At 51.7% G+C, this 17,686-nt stretch carries 16 protein-coding genes and 1 pseudogene; 6 read left to right on the top strand and 11 right to left on the bottom strand.

Translation table 11 applies throughout. The annotated features are described in order from the left end of the window. Positions 1–33: 33 nt before the first annotated feature. Both LVJ88_RS07915 and LVJ88_RS07910 read right to left on the bottom strand, forming a co-directional pair. Positions 34–3,126, bottom strand: a complete 3,093-nt coding sequence (locus LVJ88_RS07915; RefSeq protein ID WP_085417642.1) for a calcium-binding protein — start codon at positions 3,124–3,126, stop codon at positions 34–36. A gap of 188 nt (positions 3,127–3,314) precedes the next feature. After that, complete coding sequence (locus LVJ88_RS07910; protein WP_085417641.1) at positions 3,315–4,109, bottom strand: 3'-5' exonuclease; 795 nt, start codon at positions 4,107–4,109, stop codon at positions 3,315–3,317. Positions 4,110–4,355: 246 nt separating this feature from the next. Between LVJ88_RS07910 and LVJ88_RS07905 the strand changes: the two genes are divergently transcribed. Beyond that, positions 4,356–5,120: a DsbC family protein gene (locus LVJ88_RS07905; RefSeq protein WP_054598722.1), complete on the top strand. Its 765-nt coding sequence runs from the start codon at positions 4,356–4,358 to the stop codon at positions 5,118–5,120. A 162-nt stretch (positions 5,121–5,282) separates the two neighbouring features. Here the strand turns inward: LVJ88_RS07905 and LVJ88_RS07900 are convergent, their stop codons facing one another. The 5 genes from LVJ88_RS07900 to LVJ88_RS07885 form a co-directional block, all read right to left on the bottom strand. Next, positions 5,283–6,149 (bottom strand): phosphoribosylaminoimidazolesuccinocarboxamide synthase, encoded by an 867-nt coding sequence (locus tag LVJ88_RS07900; RefSeq protein ID WP_085417640.1) that lies wholly within the window; start codon positions 6,147–6,149, stop codon positions 5,283–5,285. Between the two features lie 197 nt (positions 6,150–6,346). Continuing rightward, the gene (locus LVJ88_RS07895; protein WP_085417639.1) at positions 6,347–7,261 is read right to left on the bottom strand and encodes a metal ABC transporter solute-binding protein, Zn/Mn family; all 915 of its coding nucleotides are present in this window, start codon (positions 7,259–7,261) and stop codon (positions 6,347–6,349) included. 99 nt (positions 7,262–7,360) lie between these two features. Next, positions 7,361–8,236 (bottom strand): metal ABC transporter permease, encoded by an 876-nt coding sequence (locus tag LVJ88_RS07890; protein ID WP_054598725.1) that lies wholly within the window; start codon positions 8,234–8,236, stop codon positions 7,361–7,363. A 4-nt stretch (positions 8,237–8,240) separates the two neighbouring features. Next, positions 8,241–8,366 carry a hypothetical protein gene (locus LVJ88_RS12565; RefSeq protein WP_269844458.1) on the bottom strand — a complete coding sequence of 42 codons (126 nt, stop codon included), beginning with the start codon at positions 8,364–8,366 and terminating at the stop codon, positions 8,241–8,243. Positions 8,367–8,411: 45 nt separating this feature from the next. Further along, entirely contained in the window at positions 8,412–9,140 is a 729-nt protein-coding gene (locus tag LVJ88_RS07885; protein ID WP_198941558.1) for a metal ABC transporter ATP-binding protein, read from the bottom strand. A 309-nt stretch (positions 9,141–9,449) separates the two neighbouring features. On the opposite strand from LVJ88_RS07885, the gene LVJ88_RS07880 reads away from it, so the two are divergent. From LVJ88_RS07880 to LVJ88_RS07865, 4 genes are all read left to right on the top strand, one after another. Beyond that, positions 9,450–9,770 (top strand): DUF2288 domain-containing protein, encoded by a 321-nt coding sequence (locus tag LVJ88_RS07880; RefSeq protein WP_085358127.1) that lies wholly within the window; start codon positions 9,450–9,452, stop codon positions 9,768–9,770. Positions 9,771–9,904: 134 nt separating this feature from the next. Continuing rightward, entirely contained in the window at positions 9,905–10,654 is a 750-nt protein-coding gene (gene modA / locus LVJ88_RS07875) for a molybdate ABC transporter substrate-binding protein (protein WP_085417637.1), read from the top strand. Positions 10,655–10,735: 81 nt separating this feature from the next. Next, positions 10,736–11,410 carry a molybdate ABC transporter permease subunit gene (modB, locus tag LVJ88_RS07870; RefSeq protein ID WP_085417636.1) on the top strand — a complete coding sequence of 225 codons (675 nt, stop codon included), beginning with the start codon at positions 10,736–10,738 and terminating at the stop codon, positions 11,408–11,410. Continuing rightward, entirely contained in the window at positions 11,410–12,057 is a 648-nt protein-coding gene (locus tag LVJ88_RS07865; RefSeq protein WP_085417707.1) for an ABC transporter ATP-binding protein, read from the top strand. Before modB ends, LVJ88_RS07865 begins: the two co-directional genes overlap by 1 nt. A gap of 504 nt (positions 12,058–12,561) precedes the next feature. On the opposite strand, the gene LVJ88_RS07860 is transcribed toward LVJ88_RS07865, so the two are convergent. The 3 genes and pseudogenes from LVJ88_RS07860 to LVJ88_RS07850 all read right to left on the bottom strand — a co-directional run bounded on the left by LVJ88_RS07860 (position 12,562) and on the right by LVJ88_RS07850 (position 15,521). Then, complete coding sequence (locus LVJ88_RS07860) at positions 12,562–13,884, bottom strand: hypothetical protein (protein WP_198941557.1); 1,323 nt, start codon at positions 13,882–13,884, stop codon at positions 12,562–12,564. A 32-nt stretch (positions 13,885–13,916) separates the two neighbouring features. Then, positions 13,917–14,172 (bottom strand): annotated as a pseudogene (locus LVJ88_RS07855) (DNA helicase UvrA); the annotation flags it as partial. Between the two features lie 191 nt (positions 14,173–14,363). Further along, positions 14,364–15,521, bottom strand: coding sequence for a trans-sulfuration enzyme family protein (locus LVJ88_RS07850; protein WP_085417634.1), 1,158 nt, complete (start codon positions 15,519–15,521; stop codon positions 14,364–14,366). A 287-nt stretch (positions 15,522–15,808) separates the two neighbouring features. On the opposite strand from LVJ88_RS07850, the gene folE2 reads away from it, so the two are divergent. After that, entirely contained in the window at positions 15,809–16,582 is a 774-nt protein-coding gene (gene folE2 / locus LVJ88_RS07845) for a GTP cyclohydrolase FolE2 (RefSeq protein WP_054598733.1), read from the top strand. Between the two features lie 200 nt (positions 16,583–16,782). Here the strand turns inward: folE2 and serB are convergent, their stop codons facing one another. Beyond that, a complete protein-coding gene (gene serB / locus LVJ88_RS07840) occupies positions 16,783–17,619 on the bottom strand; it encodes a phosphoserine phosphatase SerB (protein WP_085417632.1) in 837 nt (278 codons plus the stop codon). Positions 17,620–17,686: the final 67 nt, after the last annotated feature.

Below are 17,686 nucleotides of genomic sequence, written 5' to 3'. Positions count from 1 at the left end.
GCCTCGGGCTTTGTTGATACGGCCAAGCGGTAGTTAGATGATGCTTACATTGCCGGCTGTTTCTTCCGGCATGTTCATCGCAGCATGGTTGCCCGAATAAGCCGGTGCGTGGTCGGCGGTATCGGCAAACAGCGGCTTGAGATCAAAGCTGCGGGTATCGGCCAATTTGTTGAGCGCTTCTTCAAAACGGCTGTTGTTTTCCAGCAAGCCTTCGAGATTCGCAAAACCTTTGTTGAGCCGCAACAATGAGGCGAGGGCATTTTGATTGACTTTGGCTAAAACATCCTTCACGGCGCCCTCGCGCACGGTGTCGCTGCCCAGCGTATCCCACGGCAATACGCGGTCTGCTTCCTCGCTATGGTGTGCACCGGTAAGCGGCGTGACAGCCGCCGAGCCGGTTACCAAAGCTTGGAATTGATCTGCCGTATATTTGCCCGAATCGAATTCAAAAAATTCGACGTTCTTGTCGCCATTCGAACGGGATTGCCATTGGATAGTCAGGGTGTCTTGAGAGCCTTTGATGCCGATTACCCAGTCGGTGCCACCGTCGCCCTTCGGCTTGATTGACAGCGTCAAATCTTGCGGCTTCAGCCCGTCACTGAAACGGACGGTGTCCTCATTGCCTTTATAATGCGGATCATACCCGTCAATGGTGTCTTGCCCGCTTCCTCTGCCGAATAGGAAAGTATCCAGGTACTCGCTGCCGACCAGCGTGTCGTCTCCCGAGCCACCGTCAAGCACATTGGTGCCATAATATCCTCCTCTGAGTTGGTCATTACCTTCACCGCCGTATAAGAAGTTTTTGCTGCCGCGCTCTCCTATAATCACATCGTCGCCATCGCCACCGTGAATCGTGTTTTTGCTACCGGAGGCGTAAACCAACTCATTTTTGCTGTCGCCGTTATATTGGAAGTGGCCTCCGGCATTGCCGATGACAATACGGCTGTTACCTTCTTCGACAACAGTATAATTTTTCATATTCTGAGCGGCTTGAACGTCGAATTTCAAAATCTGCTGATAATCTTTGGTGGTATATGCCGAATACGAATCGGGCGTGATGTGATATTTCACATAGGCATCGGGTGTGCCGTGATACGGAATGAATATTATTCTGGATTCATTCATATATTTCGAATAATACTCTTTGACGTGCAAAGCCTCATGCAGAGGAACATGCTCTAAGTTATCAGGTGCTGCGCGGAAATTAGTGGGTAATTTTATCAGCCGGCCTTTGGAAACTTCGTCAAACGTAATCCAGTCATCTGAACTCAAATCCCCGTCTTTCGGCCTGAGCATGATGTATCCTTGGCGCTCATATATTTCCCGTGTTTGGGTACGGGTGTCCAATTCCATAATTTCAGCCATCCTGCGCGAAGAGAGCCAATAGTTGTCGAAAACAAACTCATTAATCGCGGCTCCGTCACCGTTGTGCTGGTTGAGAATGGTTAAAGTATCGTCGGTACCCTTGATGCGGATAACCCAAGTATCTCCGCTGAGGTCGGGAATTTGGTTGGTTTCGCCGATTTTTCCTTTGATAAGCGATTCATCATAACCTTCGATACGGGTAATTTCCAAATCACGCGGAGTAATGCCGGGACCGAAACGCACAGCATTGTCGGCAGATTCGAAAGGTGGCATATCGTCTTGGGGTCTCCATACCTTGCCAAAATCGAAAATTACATCCTTGCCCGAACCCCTGCCGAAATAATAAGTGTCGGAACCGCGATTGCCTTCAATATGGTCGTTGCCTGCGCCGCCGTTGAAGTAGTCGTTGCCTTCGCTGCCGAGAATCACATCATCACCATCGGTACCTTTTTGAGTAAAACCGGTACGGTTGATAAATTCCTCGTGGGTATAAGTAACTGTTTTATCGCCTTGACCGAGTATGAACTTGTCGACAGCAGGTTTGCCCGAGCTGTTTATCTGGTTTTTTATGGTTATGCTATGACCGGTTGAATAGCTGGAAATAACCCAGTCAACGTCGCCTGATTGATTGGCGACAACATGCACGTCGAAATCATCAAAATCTGATGAGTTTTCGATGTGGGTAAATTTAACCGTATTGATACCGAATGAATCGACAATGGTGTCTTTCCCTTGCTCGGTTAGATCAATCAGATAAGTATCGTCCCCCGTATCACCATACAGCATATCGTTGCCGAGGCCGCCGCTGAGGGTATCGTTACCGTCGCCGCCATGCAGGGTGTCGTTACCCAAGTCTCCCGTTAAACTGTCTGCGCCGGTACCGCCGTCCAAGTAGTCATCGCCGGCATTACCGATCAGCGTATCTTGGCCGCCCAAACCGTATATCTGGTCATTTAAATCCGAACCGGCCAGACGATTGTCGCCATCATCTCCTTTTATGGTCAAGCCCTTGTTTTTATCAGGGAAAGGCGGCTCAACGCCTGCCAGATTAGCCAGATCTTTGGCACTCAGCGTACGGGAATCAAACACAAAATAGTCGATGGCCAGCTTTGTGTTGTCGTCAAAATATTGGCTGGGAATGGTTAGTGATGAATTTTGGTCGACCTTGATCACCCAATCGGTTGTTCCTTCACCTTTGGTCACGGCTTCAATCACCAATTGCTCCGGCTTGATGCCGGGGCCGAAACGCACAAGGTCGGTGCCTTCCAAGTCTCTGATGGTATCGTGTCCATCGCCGGCACGGAAAACGTAGGTATCGCTGTGCGCGCCGCCGTACAGCTCATCGTTGCCTGCACCGCCATGAAGCGTGTCTCTGCCGCTGCCGCCGTACAAGGTATCGTTGCCTTCGTCGCCGTTGACGGTATCGTCATGCGCACCGCCGAAAAGCGTGTCGTTACCCTTGCCGCCGAAAAGCGTATCGTTACCGCTGTTGCCGTATAAGACATCATCGCCGCCGTTGCCGTTTAAACGGTTATTGCCGATGTTGCCGTTTATCAGGTTATCGGAATCGTTGCCTGAACCATGTAGGTGAGCGTTACCTGAAAGAAAAAGGTCTTCGACATTATTCGGCAGGCTGTATGAAACGCTGCTGTAAACGCGGTCTCTGCCTCCGTTGGGTTGTTCGATGATTTTGTCGTCGATGTGGTTGACGTAATAGATGTCGTTACCGGGCGTGCCGGTAAATGTTTTGGGATCAGACATATCGAGTTTCTCCTATATTTTTATTGAATAATCAGAACAACTTACAACACGCATAAGCACTGTAAACAGTGCATTATTAAGACTGTTTGCGTGAAAAATGGTTCTGATGTTAACAAATATGATGAGAAACTAATACGTTTTTGAAAGTTTCATGCCGTATGTTTAATTAAATCCGCATACGGCATGATTTATTTCCAAGCCGCGCAAAATTCCGACCAGTGCGCTTTTTCTGCGGCTTGTGATTTTAAGTAGTTGTGTAGGCGTTTGATTTCCATTTCGTATTCGTCTGCATCCAGTGCGCCGCTCATCATGCGGAAGCGCAGATACATTAAATAGGTGTTGGCGGCATCGGTTTCGCAATAGTCGCGGATGTCTTTCAGACGGCCTGAATGGTAAGCTTCCCACACTTTGCTGCCGTCCATGCCCAGTTTGCCGGGAAAGCCGCACAGTTTGGCCATGTCGTCGAGCGGCACGCTGGCGCGGGGCTGGTAGAGGGCGAGCAGATCCATGAGGTCGCAATGGCGGTTGTGGTAGCGGCTGATGTAGTTGTTCCATTTGAAATCGCGGCTGTCGCCGAAATCGCCTTCGCCGGTGTCCCAATAGCGGGCGGCGGGTATGCCGTGGATGAGGGCGCGGTAGTGCAGCACGGGCAGGTCGAAACCGCCGCCGTTCCAGCTCACCAGTTGCGGCGTGTGGGTTTCGATAAGGTCGAAAAACTTGGCGATCATGGTTTCTTCGTCGTCGCTGACTTCGCCTATGGTGCCGACGTGGATTTTATCCTGCCCCCAGCGCATACAGCATGAAATGGCCACCACTTGGTGCAGGTGGTGCTGCATAAAGTCGCTGCCGGTTTGGGCGCGGCGTTTTTGTTGGGCAAACATGACAACGTCGGTATCGGGCACGTCGGCGGGCATATCGTAAAGCGTGCGTATGCCTTTTACGTCGGGCACGGTTTCAATGTCGAAAGCGAGAATCGGGGTCATAGCGTAGCTCCTCGGAGATGGCCGCATTGTGGCATGAAGCGGGCGGTGCGCCAAGTGTGGTAAAAATCACCGCGCGCCCGGCCGTTATGGTGCAAAAATATCACTTTATCGTGCAAAACAATCATTCTTTCGGTGCAAAAACATGATTTAACGGTATCGGCACAAGAGTTTGGTACAATGCCCGCTTGCGTTATTAAAGAGGCCGTCTGAAAAAACAGCGGCCACCCACGGAACTACGGAAAGATTATGAAACAAAAGCTGATATACATGATGCTGCCGTTTATGCTGCCTTTGGCCGCTTGCGGGCAGACGCCTTCCAATAAAGCCGAACATGCACAGCCTGCATCGGAAAATGCCGCTTCGGCCATTACCGCCAACCTTGAAAAAGCTTACGCTTCGCAAAAGCTGAAGGTGCAAAGCGTAAATAAAACACCGATTAACGGCCTGTATGAAGTGGTGGTATCGGGCAACCAGATTATCTATACCGATGATAAGGCCAAGTATATTCTGCAAGGCAGCCTGCTTGACGTGGAAAAACGCCGCGACCTTACCGAAGAGCGCATGGCGGATTTGAGCACGGTTGATTTTGCTTCGCTGCCTTTGGATAAGGCCATCAAAGAAGTGCGCGGAAAAGGCACGTTGAAAGTGGCGGTGTTTTCCGACCCCGATTGCCCGTTCTGCAAACGTTTGGAACGCGAATTTACCAAAATGAACGACATCACGATTTACAGCTTTATGATGCCGCTGGCCAGCCTGCACCCTGATGCGGCGCGTAAGGCCGAACAGATTTGGTGTCAGCCCAACCGCACGGCTGCATGGACGGCTTGGATGCGCGAAGGCAAAATGCCGCCGCAAGTGAAAGTGTGCGACAACCCGGTGGAAGAAACCACTTCGCTGGGCGAGCAGCTCGGTTTTCACGGCACGCCGGCGATTGTGTTCCCCAACGGCAAAACCCAAAGCGGTTACAGCCCGATGCCGCAGCTTGAGCAGATCATCAAACAAAACCAGTAATACGGATAAGGCTCAGGCGGTAATATCGCGGTTTGCGCCGGGCCGGTACCAATGGATTGAAACGATAAAGCCGTAACCGCACCGTTGCCGGTTTAAAAAACGTGAGGCCGTCTGAAAAAATTTTTTCAGACGGCCTCACGTTTTATCGGCAGCCGTTACGGTTTACTTTTCCGCCGTGAGCAAATCCAACGCTTCCTGATATTTGGCAACCGTTTTTTCGATCACGTCGGCAGGCACTTTGGGGGCGGGGGCTTGTTTGTTCCAGCCGCTTTGCTCCAGCCAGTCGCGCACGAACTGTTTGTCGAAAGAGGGCGGGTTGGTGCCGACTTGGTATTGGTCGGCAGGCCAGAAACGACTGGAATCGGGTGTCAGCACTTCGTCCATCAGAGTGAGTGTGCCGTTTTCATCCAAGCCGAACTCGAATTTGGTGTCGCAAATGATGATGCCGCGGGTTTTGGCGTATTCGGCGGCTTCGGTGTAAAGCCGAATGGCTTTACTGCGTACTTCGGCGGCGAGTTCTTTGCCGATGATGTTTTCGCATTCTTCAAAGCTGATGTTTTCGTCGTGGTCGCCGACGGCGGCTTTGGTGGACGGGGTAAAAATCACTTCGGGCAACTGTTGGGCTTCTTGCAGACCTTCGGGCAGTTTGATGCCGCATACCGTGCCGGTTTTCTGATAATCCTTCCAGCCGCTGCCGGCCAGATAGCCGCGCACGATGGCTTCGACTTTCACCGGCGTGAGTTTTTTGGCGACGACGGCGCGGTTTTCCAGTTTTTTGGCTTCGGCTTCGGGCAATACGTCGCGCACGCTGTCGCCGGTGAAGTGGTTGGGCATGATGTGGGCGAGTTTGTTAAACCAGAAATTGGAAATGCGGGTGAGGATTTCGCCCTTGCCGGGAATGGGGTCGTCGAGGATGACGTCGAAGGCGGAGAGGCGGTCGGAGGCGACCATAAGCATGCGTTTGTCGTCGATTTCGTAAAGATCGCGTACTTTGCCGGAATAGATTTTTTTTAGGCTGATGGCAGACATGGTCGTTCCTTGGGGTCGTCAATTTTTGGGAACGGTATTTTAGCTCAAATCGCTGCCGAAAGGGGCGGATTGTTGGCAATTCGGGTTGTTTGCCGCCGGTGTTGCAATGGGGCTTTTATGATGGTTCGAGGCCGTCTGAAAACCGGTTTTGCTGGTTTTCAGACGGCCTCGTAACGGTTTGCGTTTAAGGAAACGCTTTATTTCATGGCGTCGGTTAATACGCGCACGTTGTAGCGGTACATGCCGATGTAGGTGTTGGCAGGCGCGTTGCCCAGCGCGTCGGAGTAGAGCCTGCCGCTCACTTTCACGCCGGTTTCTTTGGCAATGCGTTCAACCATGCGGGCATCTTTGATGTTTTCGGCAAACACGGCCTTGATGCCTTCGCGTTTGATTTGGCGGATGATGGAAGCCACTTGTTTGGCAGACGGCTCGGCGGCAGTGCTCACGCCTTGCGGGGCGGTAAAGCGGATGTTGTAGCGTTTGCCCATATAGGCAAAAGCGTCGTGGCCGGTCAGCACTTTACGCTGCGCCTGCGGAATGGCGGCGAACGATTTTTGCGCGTCGGCATGGAGTTTTTTCAGCTCGTTTTGATAGGCGTTCAAACGCTGCTGATAGTAGGTTTTGCCTTGCGGGTCGGCTTTGATCAGGGCGTTGGCGACGTTTTGGGCGTAGGTCTGCATCAGTACGGGGTCGGTCCAGACGTGCGGATCGAATTCGCCGTGATCGTGATGGTGGTGGCCGTGATCATGGCTGTGGTCGTGGCCGTGATGGTGGCCGCCTTCGGGGGCTTTAAGGGGTTTGATGCCTGCGGTGGCTTCGGCGTAGGGCACTTTGCTTTGTTTCACGGCACGTTGCACGTCGCCGCCTTCCAAGCCGAGGCCGTTGAGCAGAACCAATTTGGCTTCGCGGATTTTTTTCACATCGCCGCTGGTGATGTGGTAGGCGTGTGAATCTTGGTTGGCACCCACTAAGTTTTGCACGCTCACGCGTTCGCCGCCGACTTGTTTGGTTACGTCGCCCAAAATGCTGAAGCTGGTCACAACGGGCATGGGGGCGGCGTAGAGGCTGCCGGAGACGAGGGCGGCAATGATGCCGGTTTTCCAATGTTTCATATCGATTCCTTTGATATAACGTAACAATTCTAATGAGGTGAAAAATTTTTTCAGACGGCCGGATATTTGGAAAAGAGGCCGTCTGAAAAGTTCCGATGCTTAAGCGCGGAGGTGTTTTTTGTGGCGCAGCCACTTGGGCAGGATACCGCCTTCCCAGCCGAATATTACCGAAAACAGGTAAAACGCACCGCACCATAAAATGATGGCAGGGCCGGAGGGGATTTCGACATGGTAAGAAAACAGCAGGCCGCCCAAACCGCAGGCCAAAGCGGTCAGCACCGACAGCAACAGCAGCATGCCCATGTTTTTCGCCCACAGGCGGGCGGAAATCGCCGGCAGCATCATCAACCCCACCGACATCAACGTGCCCAATGCCTGAAAACCGGCCACCAAGTTCATCACCACCAGCACCAAAAACAGAATGTGCCACAGCCCGCCTTTGCCGTTAACGGCCTGCAAAAACAGCGGGTCGATGCTTTCCAAAACCAACGGGCGGTAGATCACGGCCAAGGCGGTAATGGTTATGCTTGCCGACACGGCAATCAGTTGCAGCGCGGGCAAATCCACGGCCAGCACGGAGCCGAACAGCAGGTGCAGCAAATCGACGCTGCTGCCGTTTTTGCTGACCAATATCACGCCGATGGCCAAGCTGCTGAGGTAAAACGCGGCGAAGTTGGCGTCTTCTTTCAAGCTGGTAAAGCGGCTCACCAATCCCGCCAGCAGCGCCATCAGCATACCGGCGGCAAACCCGCCCGCACTCATGGCGGGCATACTGAGGCCGGCCAGCATATAGCCGATTGCCGCACCGGGCAAAACCGCGTGGCTGAGGGCGTCGCCGATCAGGCTCATGCGGCGCATCACCAAAAATACGCCGACGGGTGCCGCGCTCAAGGCAAGGCACACAATCGAAGCCAGCGCATAGCGCATAAAGTCGAATTCGGCAAAGGGTTCGATTAATAATTCGTAAATATTCATGAGATTACTTGCAGGCCGTCTGAAAAGGTTTAAACGGCAGATAAACAGGGCAGGGCGTTTTTTCAGACGGCCTGTAACAATGGGCAATCGGTAGCGGGGCGGCAATGCCGGTTTTGTCAAATAAAGGCATTTTCAAGCGTGTTGCCGTCAGCTTGTTGACGGCACGCCCTGAAAATCAGACGGTTTCGCACCATTCTTCCGATTCGTGCCGCTGCATGGCGGCGTTGGCTTCTTGCAGATAAGTGTCGGTAAGCACCGTTTCGGTTGCGCCTTGGGCGATTTTGCGGCGGGCAACCAACAGGGTTTGAGGGAAATACGCCCGCACCTGTTCATAATCGTGCAGCACCGCCACAATCGACTGGCCGTCGCGGTGGCAGCCGCGCAAAACGTCGAGCAAAGCGTAAGTAGTGCGTGCGTCCACGGCGTTGAACGGTTCGTCGAGCAGCAGGAATTTGGCGTTCTGCGCCAACATGCGCGCAAACAATACGCGCTGAAACTGGCCGTTGGAAAGGTGGGCAATCTGGCGGTGGGCGAAATCGGCCATATCCACACGTTCCAAAGCCTGCATCACCCGCTCGCGCTGCTGTGCGTTCACGCGCCCGAAAAAGCCGATTTCATACCACAGCCCCATAGCCGTGAGCTCGAACACACTGATGGGCTGGCTGCGGTCAACGTCGGATTGCTGCGGCAGATAGGCGATGTCTTTTCTCTCCAAACCGTGCGTATGCACCGAGCCGGTGTCGGTTTTAAGCAGACCCATCACGGCTTTGAGCAGCGTGGATTTGCCCGCACCGTTGGGGCCGAAAACGGCGCACATGCAGCCTTCGGCAAATTCGGCATTCAGATGGTGTACCGCAGGGCGGCGGCGGTAGCTGACGGTAAGGTTTTCTAGCGTGATACTCATGTTGCCGTCGCCCAAAAATAAACGCCCCACAGCAGCGCCAGTGCGGCAAGGGCAAGCAGCAGGCGCTGAAAGAGGCCGGTCAGTAAAATCGAATTCATGTGTTGTGCCAAATGGTTCAGACGGCCTTAAGCCTTGCAAAAGCCCAACGAGGCCGTCTGAAAAACTGAAAAACGTTGCATGATACTGTATAACATTATTATTGTAAAACAGTGAGATGCGCGGGGCCGTCTGAAAAAGGCAGGGCAGTCTGCCCGCCCGGCCTGCCATCGGCTACAATACCGCCTTTATTATCTCGACGGAAAACAGACAATGCCCGACCATCTGCTCAACGACAAACTCAATCTCGAAACCGCCCGTATTTCGTGGCATGAACTCCAAACCCATTTTGCACGCGGCGCGGCGGTGTATGTGAGTGCCGAACTCGACCTCATCGAAACCGCCCGCATGATGGCCGACGATAATGCCGAAGGATTAGGCAAATTGATGCAAAACGGCCTGTTCGGTTTGGTTAGCGAAGAACAGGCGCGCCGTTTTCTTGCCGACAATCAGCAAATGTGGGCAGTGGTGGTGGCGCCGTGGGTGTTGGTGCAGCCTTGTGTCGACGGCGAACCGGCCGGCCGAAAGAACTAATACCGGCGGATTAAATCCTGCCCGCCGCAGATGCCCTATAATGCCCATGCCTGCGGAATGAATCCGCGCGGCACGAACATGCCCTAAGGCGTACAACAATAACCGCATGATTATCTAAAAGTGAGAAAAGCCCGATGAAACCGTTTAGCTGCCTGACGGCCGCCGTGTTGGTTGCCGCTTCGCCTTTTGCAGTGGCCGAAGAAATCACCGTTTCTGCCGCCGCCAGCCTGAGCAATGCGTTTAAAGACATTGCCGCGCAATACGAAAAACAGTATCCGCACAGCAAAATCAAGCTCAACACCGCCGGTTCGGGCACGCTGCTCCAGCAGGTGTTGCAGGGCGCACCGGTGGACGTGTTGGCCTTTGCCGATCAGGAAACGATGGATAAGGCCGCCGGGCAAGGCGTGATTGATGAGAAAACCCGCCGCAATTTTGCCAAAAATGCTTTGGTGATTGCCGCGCCTGTTGCCGGCAAATCAAGCGTGAACAGTCTGAAAGATCTCACCCACAGCCGCTTCGAGCGCATTGCCGTGAGCAATCCCGCCAGCGTGCCGGTAGGGCGGTATGCCAAAGCCGCATTGGAAAAGGCGGGCGTGTGGCAAACGCTGCAACCTAAGATTATCAACACCCAGCATGTCCGCCAGTCGCTCGATTATGTGGCGCGCGGTGAAGTGGATGCCGGTTTTGTGTACAACACCGATGCGGCGTTGATGAAAGACAAAGTGAAAGTGTTGAAACAAGTGCCCACCGACAAACCCGTGTCTTATCCGATTGCCGTTACCAAACAAAGCGCGGCACAGGCCGAAGCCAAACGGTTTGTGCAATATGTGCTGTCGGCTCAGGGCCAAACGGTGTTGAACCGTTACGGTTTTCAGAAACCTTAAAATACGCCTAGCGAGGCCGTCTGAAACATTGTTCAGACGGCCTCGATATTGTGATACCCCTGTTCAAATACTCCGCCCATCATGTCTGAAGCCGTATCCGTTACCTTACTGCTGTCTCTGAAAGTAGCCGGGCTGGCCACTTTGCTGAACATCGTCTTCGGCACCGCCGCAGGCTATGCTTTGGCGCACAGCCGTTTTATCGGGCGCAACCTGCTCGACAGCGTGCTGACCCTGCCGATGGTGATGCCGCCGACCGTGTTGGGCTATTACCTGCTGGTGCTGCTGGGGCGCAACAGCGCGTTGGGCGGCTGGCTGAAAGACACGTTCAACATCAACCTGATTTTCACTTGGCAAGGGGCGGTGATTGCCGCTACCGTGGTTACGTTTCCTTTGGTGTTCAAGCCCGCGCGCGCCGCGTTTGAAAGCGTGAATCCGCAGCTTGAGCAGGCCGCGCGGATTTCGGGTTTGAATGCTGCCGCCGTGTTTTTCCGCGTGAGCCTGCCTTTGGCGTGGCGCGGCATTCTCGCCGGCGTGCTGCTGGCGTTTGCCCGCGCTTTGGGCGAATTCGGTGCCACGTTGATGATTGCGGGCAGCATTCCCGGCCAAACGCAAACGCTGTCGATTGCCGTGTATGAAGCCGTTCAGGCCGGAGACGATGCGCTGGCAAACAGTTTGGTGGTTTTGATTTCGGCGGTGTGCATCGTGATTTTGCTGAGTGTGAGCCATCTTGCCCGCGCACGCGACGGGAGGAAATGATGCTGTTTGACATTGAAATCCGCAAAAAACTGCCGTCGTTTGAATTGGACGTGCGCTTACAATCGGATGCACAAAAGCTGGTGTTAATCGGCGCGTCGGGTTCAGGAAAAAGCCTTACCCTTCAAATGATTGCCGGTTTGCTCAAGCCCGATGCAGGCCATATCAGGGTAAACGGAGAAACGTGGTTCGACAAAGGCTGCCATGTGCCCGCGCGCGAACGCAGGGCAGGGCTGATGTTTCAGGATTACGCGCTGTTTCCGCATTTAACGGTGGCGCAAAACATCGCGTTCGGTTTGAAGTGCGGATGGTTAAATCCGCCGAAAAGGCCGTCTGAAAACGTGCAGTATTGGCTGGAACTGTTGCAGCTCGAAACCGTTGCCTATTATTATCCGCACCACATTTCAGGCGGCCAAAAACAGCGCACCGCATTGGCACGCACCTTGATTACCTGCCCCAAACTGCTGCTGCTCGACGAACCCTTTTCCGCGCTCGACACCGATTTGCGCCGGCACACCCGCGCCGAATTGCTGCAATTACAGCAAAAAAGCGGCGTGCCGATGATTTTGATTACCCACGACCAAGCCGATGCCGACAGCCTCGCCGATGAAATTTGGCGTATGGAGAATGGCCGTTTGGCGAAGGAATAGGGCTTGGGTTTAGGTTTAGTTTGAACCACCATGCCCGTTTCAGACGGCATGGGAGCAGAAGCCCGAATAGCGTGTGCGTACCGCACACATCTTAAGCATGGGGTCTAGGTTTTATGTAGGTTACACTTGCTAAGATTGTTCAAATGTAGGTCGGATTCTTGAATCCGACAAATGACAAATAGAGAATGTGCTGTAAAGAAAAATATTTCAGGCAGCTTTAAATTGGTTTTGTCGGATACGAGTATCCGACCTACGGCTGGCTACGTTTGAAACAGCAAACGTAAAATTATCGGTAGGGTGTGTGGCGCAGCCACGCACGCGGTTTTGAATGGAACCGCGCATATCGGCTGCAAAGATTTTAAAATCACGCCACATTATTTATGTTCAAAACAATGCCGTCTGAAAAGAAAGTTTCAGACGGCATTGGAACAGAAGCCCGAACAATGCGTGCGTACCGCACACACCCTACACATGGGATTTAGGTTTTATGCAGGCTATGGCTTGCTATTTCACAAACTGTTCATATGAAGAGCGAACACCATTCGGAACACTTGCAGAGTCAATCAATTTTAAAGCTTGTACAAATCTCTTTCTTTCAGAGCTAACTTTTCTTCCAATTCTAGAAGTATCTACTTGTGTATGACGAATCATCAGTGCAATTTCTTGTGGGGAAAAATTCTTGATAATTTTTTCATAAAATGGGATAGCTGCCCATGAAACTCCATAACCATTCCCTAAATAGCAAGAAACAACCGTATCAACAAAATCACTTTGAGCTGTCTCAGGAACGGCTGTATTTTGAGACAATTCTGCTAATCTTTCAGCGTATGGAGGCTCATTGTAAAAGTTGTTCATTCCATCATGGGCAATTTGTAACCTTTGAATAGCAGTAGAAAAAATTGCATGCTGTTGCGGAGCTGAAAGTAATCCTAGCAAACCTAATTTTTCAAAAAATTGGCTAGATGCCGTTAACCTTTGTTCATCTCCTTTTGTAATATATTCAGAGTGTTTATCAATCAATGCGGATCGTAAAGAAGCAGAGAAGCTGTCTTTAAATAAATCACAGATATCTAAGGCATTTAATCTTGTAGGTTCTTGCGAATTTGGGTCACAATAGACACCATGCGCCATAACAATCAACAATTGTTTCTGTGCCTCATGAGTTTCAGATAATCTATGAAACCATAATTCACGCTGAGCATCATTAAATCGCCCACTTTTAATTGATTGAATAAAATCACTAATATTCACTCCCTTAGGAGAAGAAGAATCACCTAAAGCATACTTTATGCAACGGTTTAGGAAAGTTATAAATTCTCTATCATTTAAATTACCAAGTGATGGATGAGCCGCAGAAAAATTATTACGAATGTTTCTGCACTGTCCTAAAAAAAGAGCGCCTTCCTCATTAAGAATGTTTAATTGCAAGCATAAATCTAATAACTGGCTATCTTGTAATGCTATTAAATCGCTATCTTCAAAATCCTTTTCTAATATCTGAGAGACGATTGGAAGACCAAAGGTTCTAACTTTATCGCGCAATCTCAAAATAGCAGCGTTCCATATATAATTGATTGCGCCATCAAATAATCCTGAGCTAATCGCAATACACATACGAGCAATAAGCTCGGGGTTAACATTCTGAACTGGGATATTTCTTAACTCTCGTGGTAAGTCGTTCCATGCGTATCTAATCTCATCATCACTTGCTAACACTTCTCTTGGAAAACCAAGTACAGAAACAAGTTGATTGATTGCAGGAATTGTATTAGCAGACAAATCAGGTAACTGTTGATTGAAAGTAGTTAGTGAGTTATTTGATGACATAAAGTTTTCTCCTATATAGGTAAATTAAGACTTTAGCTATGGAAAAGTAAATCTAACATGGTTTTTAAGTATTTTCTAGTGTAACTATTTTTAATCTTCACCACTTCCTCCGGACTACCCTTAGCAATAATCCGCCCCCCCACCATCGCCCCCTTACGGCCCCAAGTCGACAATATAATCCGCAGTCTTAATCACATCCAGATTATGCTCAATAATCACAATCAAATTGCTTTTGTCTTTCAGACGGCCGATGACTTCTAGCAGCAAGGCGATGTCAGCAAAGTATAGCAAGCGTAGCCTGTGTGTGTAGGATGTGTGCCATCGGCACGCACGCGTTGTCGGAATCTTTAAAACTGCGTGGAAACCGCGTGCGTGGCTTGCGTCACATACCCTCGTAAGTAAACAAGAGGCCGTCTGAATTTTCAGACGGCCTCAATCTTTACATGTATATGTGAGGTTTTATAAAGATCGGCAGGTTATTAAACCGTGGTATCCAACGCGGCGGAGATGTCTGCCCAAATATCGTCGATGTCTTCCACGCCCACGGAGAAGCGCAATAAGCCGATTTTGATGCCGGCGGCGGTTTTGATGTCGTGCGGCACGCCGCTGTGTGATTGCGAGTAGCAGTGGTTTACCAAGCTTTCTACGCCGCCGAGGCTGGAGGCCATCTGAACCAACTTCATGTTTTTAATCACGCTGTTGGCGGCTTCTTTGCTGTCGTTTTTCAGCCAAACCGTAACCACGCCGCCGAAGCCGCGCATCTGCTTTTTCGCCAGTTCGTGATGTTCGTGGGAGGGCAGGCCGGGGTAAAACACTTTGTCGACGGCGGGGTGTTGTTCCAGCCGTTTGGCCAGTTCCAAAGCGTTTTCGCAATGTTGGCGCATACGCAGTGCCAGTGTTTTGATGCCGCGCAGCACCAAAGCGCAATCCATAGGCCCTGCCACGCCGCCGGTGTTGACCATGGTTTTACGCATCGGCCGCGCCAATTCTTCGGTTTTGACCACCACCACGCCCATTAATACGTCGGAGTGGCCGCACAGGTATTTGGTGGCGGAGTGGAACACGATGTCGCAGCCCATATCGAGCGGATTTTGCAGATAGGGTGTGGCAAAGGTGTTGTCGATGCCGACCAAGGCTCCGGCGGCTTTGGCTTTTGCGGCGAGAGTTTGAATATCCACCAAGCGCAGCAGCGGGTTGGAGGGGGTTTCCAGCCAAACCATTTTCACGTTGGCGTGTTCGGCCAGCGCGCGGTCGAGATTGGCGGGATCGGCCAAGTCTGCAAACACGACGTTCACGCCCCATTCTGCATACACTTCCGTCAGCAGATCGTAGCTGCCGCCGTAAATATCGCTCACGGCTACGATGGTGTCGCCTGGGCGCAGAAAAGTGCGGTACACGCAGTCGATGCCGGCCATGCCGCTGCCGAACGCAAAGCCCGCCGCACCGTGCTCCAGCGCGGCCACGGTGTTTTCCAGCACTTCGCGGGTGGGGTTGCTCAAGCGGGCATAGCGGAAGGGGATGTGTTCGCCGATTTCTTTCATCTGAAACATACTGTTTTGATAAATCGGCGGCATAATCGCGCGGTTGTGGTCGTCGGGATCGTAGCTGCTGTGGATGGCTTCGGTGGCGAATTTCATGGTTGGCTCTTTCGGATGGTGTTGGGTAAGCAGATAAAAAGATGGGGAATTTTATCACTATCCTAAAAATAGAAACAATCAATGCCCGGCAGGGGGCTAAGTGATATAATCTCGCATTTGCAGCAGACGGCGGCATTCGGCAAAAGTGTTTGCAGGCCGTCTGAAGCCTGTTTTCAGACGGCCTGTTTGAAGCAGATATATTTTATAAAAGTAGCGGCCTTGTATTTTGAGCCGCAGCACACACATAGGGCTTCCCAGCCCGATTAGATTTTAAGGAATTTAACAGCATGAACGCTATTGCAGACGTGCAGTCCACCCGAGATTTACGCAATCTGCCGATCAATCAGGTCGGCATCAAAGACTTACGTTTCCCTATTACCCTCAACACCGCCGAAGGCACGCAGGCCACCGTTGCCCGCTTGACCATGACGGTATATCTGCCGGCCGACCAAAAAGGCACGCACATGTCGCGCTTTGTGGCGTTGATGGAGCGTCAAACCGAGGCGTTGAGCTTCGAGCGTTTGAAACATTTGGTGGAAGAAATGGTTTCGCTGCTGGATTCGCATTCCGGCAAAATCAGCGTGTCGTTTCCCTTTTTCCGCAAGAAAACCGCACCGATTTCCGGTATTCAGTCGCTTTTGGATTACGACGTTACGCTTACCGGCGAAATCAAAAACGGCGAATACAGCCACACCCTGAAAGTGTTGGTGCCGGTAACCAGCCTGTGCCCGTGTTCCAAAGAAATTTCCCAATACGGCGCGCACAACCAGCGTTCGCATGTTACCGTAACACTCACTTGCAGCAGCGAAATCGGTATCGAAGAAGTAATCGATTGTGTGGAGTCGCAGGCCTCTTGCCAGCTTTACGGTTTGCTCAAACGCCCCGACGAAAAATATGTTACCGAGCAGGCGTATGAAAACCCGAAATTTGTGGAAGACATGGTGCGCGATGTCGCCACCCGCCTGATTGCCGACGGCCGCGTGTGCGGGTTTGTGGTGGAAAGTGAAAACTTCGAATCTATCCACAATCATTCGGCGTATGCCTATATTGCTTACCCTTAAGCGGGATATATAGTCAATCCATTTAAAAATAGGACATCCGTCATATTCGGGCTTGACCCGGGTATGACGGTTTTGTTATTCAACTTAAGTGGATTGGCTGTAACAAATTGACGGGCATCTGCCCCAAGTGAACACAAAGCCGTCTGAAAAAGGTTTTCAGACGGCTTTGTTGTATATGGTTGCCGGATTGACGATACCGATTAACGAAACCAGCCGCGCACGGCTTCCAAACCGCCGAAGCGGATACAGGCATCGGCATGTGCCTGTGCTTTGGGCTTGGCACGGTAGGCAATCCCGATACCGGCTTCAAGCAGCATCGGAATATCGTTGGCACCGTCGCCCATGGCCAATACCTGATGCGGTTGCAGGCCGAGTTTGGCACGGTATTCGGCCAGCAGATCGGCTTTGGTTTGGGCGTCGACGATTTTGCCGACGAGTTTGCCGGTGAGCTTGCCGTCTGAAATTTCCAGCACATTGGCGTGTTGGTATTCAAAGCCGAGCCGCTGTTGCAGCCGTTCGGTAAAGAATGTGAAACCGCCCGAAACGAGCATAAATTTCACACCGTGTTTTTTGCATTCGTTCAGCAGGTATTCGGCTCCGGGCGAAAGCTGCAAGATGTGGTCGTACACTTGTTGCAACACTTGCTCGTCCAAGCCTTCCAGCAGGGCAACACGGCGGCGCAGCGATTGTTCGAAATCCAACTCGCCGCGCATGGCTTGCTCGGTAATTTCGGTAACTTGTTCTTTCAGGCCGACTCCGGCGGCGATTTCGTCCACGCATTCGATGGTAATCAGCGTCGAATCCATGTCGCTCACAATCAGGCCCAAGTCGGAAAACGCCATGTCGGGCAGCACGGCATAATCGATAGACTGCTCTTGAAGCGCGTGTGAAAGGGTTTCGCTGACTTGGAAATCATCTGCCACGGGAATCCGCAGGGTGCGGCCGGATGGTGTTGCTTCAGGCAGATTGAGACCGTTTAAAACGTTTAGGTTGCATTGGTTGAGAGACGGATGCTGGAGAATGAGTACGCGTTGCATGGTGAAGTGGAAAGTCGTATCAAAGATGCAGGATTATAAAAGAAATTACTGAAGGCCGTCTGAAAAG

It is taken from the genome of Neisseria dumasiana, from assembly GCF_022870885.1.
Lineage (GTDB): Bacteria > Pseudomonadota > Gammaproteobacteria > Burkholderiales > Neisseriaceae > Neisseria > Neisseria dumasiana.
Note: the sequence above shows the minus strand (reverse complement) of the source record. Positions and strands in the feature narration are given on the sequence as shown.